The sequence below is a fragment of the Arthrobacter sp. A2-55 genome (assembly GCF_025548615.1).
GTDB classification, from domain to species: domain Bacteria; phylum Actinomycetota; class Actinomycetes; order Actinomycetales; family Micrococcaceae; genus Specibacter; species Specibacter silviterrae.
The window spans coordinates 1-620 of the sequence record NZ_JAJLOZ010000155.1 but is presented as its reverse complement, the minus strand read 5'-3'; the positions used below and the strand labels follow the sequence as shown (position 1 = coordinate 620).

1 protein-coding gene is annotated in these 620 nt (G+C 69.2%); it reads right to left on the bottom strand.

What is annotated here, in order from left to right; genetic code table 11:
• Window positions 1-620, bottom strand: a 620-nt coding sequence (locus LPN03_RS20745; protein WP_262455764.1) for an acyl-CoA dehydrogenase family protein, incomplete at both ends; no start/stop codon positions are given.

The following is a 620-nucleotide window of genomic DNA, read 5'->3' as shown; positions in this document are numbered from 1 at the left end:
GCCGTGCCGAGGCCGCCCGGCGGGCAATGGCCCATTTGTGGGTTTCCGTGGAGCCGTCATAGATCCGGAACGGGCGCACCTCGTTCAGGTACTGGGCCAGCGGCAGCCCGTCGGAAACGCCGTCGCCGCCGCACAGCTGCACGGCGCGGTCAATGACCCGGTAGACGGCCTCCGAGCAGTGGACCTTGGCCACGGAGGACAGCGCCGAGCCGGCCTTCGCATCCACGCCCAGCAGGGCTGCGCACTTGGCGATGATCGCATCCGAGGTTTCGATGTCCAGCTCCGACTGAGCAATCATGTCCTGCGCGATGCCCAGTTGCGAGAGGTGCGCGCCAAAGATTTCGCGGGTGTTGGCCCGGTCCAGGGCAATGTCCTGTGCGCGGCGGGCCAACCCCAGCCAGCGCATGCAGTGCGTGAGCCGGGCCGGGCCCAGGCGGAGCTGTGCGTATTTGAAGCCGAGGCCCGCCTCGCCGAGGACGGCGGCGTCAGGCACGCGGACGCCGTCGAACATCACATGCGGGTGGCCACCGGGCAGGTACTTGTCCATGGTGTGGATGGGGGTGCCCAGCCGGACCCCGGGCGTGTTCATCGGCACCAGGAACATGGTGGCGCCCGCCGGT